Source organism: Microcoleus sp. B13-B6, from assembly GCF_036705405.1.
Lineage (GTDB): Bacteria > Cyanobacteriota > Cyanobacteriia > Cyanobacteriales > Microcoleaceae > Microcoleus.
Genome location: NZ_JAUBUJ010000085.1, coordinates 1 through 5,496, shown reverse-complemented (window position 1 = coordinate 5,496; position 5,496 = coordinate 1). Strand labels below are relative to the sequence as shown.

The 5,496-nt window shown below is 42.6% G+C and carries 3 protein-coding genes; 1 reads left to right on the top strand and 2 read right to left on the bottom strand.

Going from position 1 to position 5,496, the window contains the following annotated elements:
- Together QUB35_RS28795 and QUB35_RS28790 are read right to left on the bottom strand one after the other, a co-directional pair.
- On the bottom strand, positions 1 to 843 hold an 843-nt coding region (locus QUB35_RS28795), incomplete at its 3' end, for an AAA-like domain-containing protein (RefSeq protein ID WP_445252128.1).
- 92 nt (positions 844 to 935) lie between these two features.
- Positions 936 to 4,595, bottom strand: coding sequence for a WD40 domain-containing protein (locus QUB35_RS28790; RefSeq protein WP_333145062.1), 3,660 nt, complete (start codon positions 4,593 to 4,595; stop codon positions 936 to 938).
- A 653-nt stretch (positions 4,596 to 5,248) separates the two neighbouring features.
- On the opposite strand from QUB35_RS28790, the gene QUB35_RS28785 reads away from it, so the two are divergent.
- Positions 5,249 to 5,496, top strand: a 248-nt coding sequence (locus QUB35_RS28785) for a hypothetical protein (protein ID WP_445252097.1), incomplete at its 3' end; no start/stop codon positions are given.

Here is a 5,496-nt window from a genome sequence, read left to right as displayed (position 1 = left end):
CCTGTCTTTCTCAGCGCCCTCTGCGCCTCTGCGGTTAACTCTCTTTAACTCCTTTTCCAGCATTAACTTGCACAGCTTTTGCGTCAAAAAAGGTTGTCCCCCCGTCCAATCCAAAATATCTGCGATCGCACTTTCAGGATTAGCAACTTGCCCCCGCCAACCATCAATCAAAGGCTGCACTTCATCAATCTGAAAACCGCGTAAATTTATCGCCTTACCAATATTAAAAGGAGTTTGAGTTTTATCCGCAATCAAATCCGAAGGAGTCGCCACTCCCAACAAAGCAAATGTGATCCGCTGATATTTTGGCACATCCACTCGTCGGTTATAGAAAAACCGAATTAAAGCAAAAAAATCATCCAGGGGAAAATTCATGCTCAAAACTCTGTCAATTTCATCTACAAAAATTACAATATTTTGTTCAATTTCTACTAATAAAACTTCCTCAATAAACAAACTCAACCGCTGCACGGGTGACAAAAATTCCCGCTGCTCTTTCCACCAAGCCCGCCATTGAAATTTTTTGCCAAGCTGATAGCTGCTTACCAGAGATTGCACGAGTCCGGCATACCACTTTTCTGCCGTTACATCTTCCTTGCCAATTCCGGTTAGGTCAATAAAAGCACAGAGAAACCCTTCCGCTTGCAGTCTTTGCATCGTCCGCACCCGCAAGCTTGATTTGCCCATCTGCCGCGAGTTCAGCACGTAACAAAACTGACCTGCTTTCAAACCTTCGTAAAAGTCTGAGTCTGCTTGTCGCATTACATAGCTGGAGGCATCAATTGGAAGACTACCGCCTACGTGATATTCATAATTAGCTGGATACTCTCTCATAATTGCCATCATCAAAATCTTGGTGTGATTATAGGATAACTGCCTTACAATTACCCATTACCCCTTACCCATTACCAGTGTCTTATAACTAGCAACTTGAGTTATTTACAGATTTGGCTAAATTTTCTAGCCTCTTCGGGATGAGAAGCCAAATAATCTTCCAGCCACAAACAACCCCGCCCGATCGAATTATCGAGATCGAGTTCTAATTTCCACAACTTGATAGTATTGTCAAGCCCAGCAGAAGCTAGTGTTTTACCATCTGGACTAAACATAACGCTAGTAACTCTGTTGAGGTGTCCTTCTAGGGTTGATATTTCCAGACCAGTTTCTACATTCCACACCCTCACAGTACCATCTTCACTAGAGGAAGCTAAAATTTTGCCATCCGGACTGAAACTGACAGTAAATACCTCAGATAAATGTCCTTCTAGGGTAAGCAATAATCTGCCATTTTCTGCATTCCATAGTTTGACTGTACCATCATCACCACCAGAAGCTAAGATTTTACTATTTGGACTAAAACTAACGGTCTGTACCCAACCGCTATGGGCGGAAAAAGCCCACGTTAAAGTAGCTGTTTTTAAATTTAATAGTCTTAGATCACCGTTATTACAAGCCACAGCTAGAGCTTTTCCATCTGGACTAAAACTTAAATCAGTGACAATACGAGGTTCTCTAAAGGTTTTCAGCAACCTACCCTCTGCTACATTCCAAAGTTTTACAGTACGATCATCACCGCCAGAGGCTAAGGTTTTCCCATCTGGACTAAAGCGAACGCTCCTGACCCAACCACTATGATCGTTGAGGGTTTTTAGTAATCGACCATCTTGAACATTCCACCACTTAAGTGTGTTGTCAACACTGCCGGAAGCTAACATATTACCATCGGGACTAAAACTAACACTTAGCATCGGCTCTTGATGACCGTTAAGAGTTTGGAGTAAAGTGCCATTTTTGATATTCCATAGCTTTATTTTAGAATCGTCGCTACCGGAAGCAATAATCTTACCATCGGGACTAAAACTTATTGATCGAATATTATCGCTATTTCTTTTAATGGTTTGCGGTTCCCTAACTTCTAAATTCCAGAGCTTGATTGCGCTATCATAACTTCCAGAAACAAGAGTTTTGCTATCTGGACTAAAAGCGATACTCTCAATTTTACCGTCATGTCCTTTAAGAAGTTGCGGGTCGGTTCTGTTGTCGTTTATATCTTCTAAATTCCACAACTTTACGGTACTATCCGAACTGATAGTTGCTAGAGTTTTGCCATCTGGACTAAAAATTGCACTCCAGACAGCCCTGCGATGAGTAGGGAGGTTTTGCAGTAAAGTTTTATCTGCTACATTCCATAGTTTCACTATGCCTTCTTGATCGGCTGAAGCTAAAGTTTTACCATCGGGACTAAAACTGACACTTATGGTATTTACTTGATGACCTTCCAGAGTATTTACAAGGGTTCCATCGCCAATATTCCACAGCCTCACGGTTCTATCCCAACTTGTAGAAGCGAGAGTTTTACCATCGGGACTCAAACTAATATGGGTAACGGCACGGGTATGTCCTTTCAGAGTTTTTAATAACGTACTATCTGTTGCTTTCCACAACTTGATAGTACCATCGTGGCTACAGGAAGCGAGAATTTTACCATCGGGACTAAAACTAACAGTTCTTATCCAGTCATTATGAGCGTTAATAGTTTTAATTAAACGGCTATGCCTTACATCCCACAACTTAACCGTACCATCTTCACTACTAGAAGCCAAAATATTGCCATTAGGATGAAAACTTACACTCGTAACTCTAGTAGTACGTCCGGTCAGGGTTGATATTAATCTAGCTGGTCTAGCATTCCACAGTTTTACCGTACCATCCTCGCTAGCAGAAGCAAAAATTTTGCCATCGGGACTGAAAGTTACACTTCTGACACCGCTACTATGACCAACGGCGCGATCGCGTTCTCTAACATGATATATTGCCTGTTGCAGTGCCCTCATTACCTGCATTTGCGTATCGTTGCTGGCTGATTTTTCTAATTTTTTCATCTGCTGCGCTGCTTGTAATGCTTTCAACAGTGCTTCAAAAGGATCGGAAACCAAAGCTGCTTTAGAGAATAAAGTTTGCAGGACTACTTGTCGTTGGGCTAGTTCCTGTTGAGCTTTTTTTACTTGTAATTGGATGGAGATTGCTGTGATTACAGAAATTCCCAAAACTACAGAACCCATCGCAATGATCCGGGTAGCCCTGCGCTTGGCTTGAGTAAATTCTACTTTTGCTTGTTGTTGAGCTGAAACTAAGGTATCATTCGCTTTAGCTAATATGTGACCTTCTTCTTCTTTAACAGCTAAAGCCTGTTGAACTTCACGCTTTTCCAAATCTTGAGATGCTGCTAAGAAGCGGTAATCCAGATGGCTTAAATTTTTATCTATCGACCATTCCAGAGCCTCTTGCAGCGCATTTCCCCGCAGCAGCCGCGAATTATCCTCAAAATTAGCCACAGCCCAAGCATTAAAAGTTTCCGAATAAGGCCGCAGCTTTCCTAACTGTTTTTCCACCCATTCCAGATTAAAAACTTCGGCATAAATGCGGTTGTAAACTGTTAATTTTCCCTGCTGTTGCACCACTAAACCAGACAGGCGCAACTCGGTTTGTTCGGGACTGCCATCGGCAAGAACCCCCAGGGGTAGGCACGGGGGCACTACCCCTACAAAACCCTGGTTTTCCTCGGTTTGGGGGGGATTCGCCGATTCCAAGATTTGCTGGTAAAGCCCTAATAACTGTCCGGCTTTTTGCTGATTTCTTAACAGGCGATCGCGAATAGTTTTCAAATGCTCCGGCTCATCCTGAGACTCCCAATTCTCAACAACCCGCAACCTCACCAACCCCGCAACTCCCTCCTCCTCTGTGGAACAGGCATCCTGCCTGTCTCTCTCTGCGCCCTCAGCGCCTCTGCGGTTAACTCTCTTCAACTCATTTTCCAACACCAACTTGCACAGCTTTTGCGTCAAAAAAGGTTGTCCCCCCGTCCAATCTAGTATTTGGGCGATCGCATTTTCAGGATTGGCAACTCGTCCTTGCCAGCCGTCAATTAAAGGCTGCACTTCATCAAGTTTAAAGCCGTCTAAATGTATCGCTTTACCAATATTAAAAGGAGTTTGAGTTTTGTCGGCAATCAAATCTGAAGGTGTTGCCACTCCTAGCAGCGCAAAAGTCAGTTTGCGGTAGAGAGGATTGTCAACTCTTCGATTGTAAAACCAACGAATTAGAGCAAAAAACTCATCCGCAGAAAAGTTCATACTCAACACTCGATCTATCTCGTCAATAAAAATAACTATATTTTGGGAAATCTCAACTAAAATAACTTCTTCAATAAACAAATTAAATCGCTGGAGAGGTGATAATAAATCCCGGCGATCGCGCCACCAATTCCGCCAATTAATTTGATTGCTTAGCTGGCAGCTACTCACCAAAGAATTAATCATTCCCGCATACCATTTTTCAGGAGTGACATCTTCCTTGCCAATACCAGTTAAATCGATACAAGCGCAAACAGTACCTTCAGCTTGCAGTCTTTGCATCGTCCGCACCCGCAAACTAGATTTGCCCATTTGCCGCGAATTCAGCACGTAACAAAACTCACGGGCCTTCAAACCTTCGTAAAAGTCCAAGTCTGCTTGCCGCATCACGTAACTCGACGCATCTGCTGGGAGACTCCCGCCAATCTGATATTCATCGCTAACTGGAAATTCTTTCATCATTGCCTGCACCCAAATCTAGATTAGATTGTACGATCGCCAACCTGACTATGTAGAGATTTACCAAACAACCTGACTTTTACTGATTTTTAGGACTTACGAATCGGTGGTCAGAAACCGGGTTTTTTCCGAAAAGACGCCTTGTAGCCAACAGATTAGGTCAAAAACCCGGTTTCTTTGGTCTGATGCCTGAGTCCTGATTTTTATGATGCTTTGTCAGGATGCACCTGATTTTTCCCTATAAATTCAAAGCCTGAAGCTATTTATCAGTTCCTATAATACCTGATTTTATCACCATTGCGGTTCGCTAGTTTTAGCAAGAAACTGATAACAGGAAGCGAAAAGGGAAGCAAAAAAATATAAATACCCACCATTACTTCCTAAATAAACCAATTAGTTGGGAATACAAAGGAGAAAATGAAATTGATATATACGGTACTCAATTTAATGACAACAACACTGATAACGGCGGTAAGTTTCACAAATCATTAGTGGGAACTAATCAAGCTGACAAAATCTATGGCAAAGCAGGAAATTACATATTGTCGGGTTTTGGTGGCAACGACGACCTGTGAGGCGGCACTGGCAACGACGACTTTCATTTCAAGATCGGGCGAAATTTTGTATCAATTACCAAACAAGAAGGAGTAATCAAAATGGCGAGCGCACCTATTCTCACAAGAGACAAGTACAGCACTAAAAAGGCTGGCCTCATTGACATCGACATAAATATTGAGGATTCTGAAAAGGCTGGCCTCATTGAGATCGACATAAATATTGGCGATTCGGAAACTGTCGATGCGATTGACGACGACAGCGATGATTCTGAAACTGTTGATTTGATTGACGACGACAGCGATGATTCGGAAACTGTTGATTTGATTGACGACGACAGCGATGATTC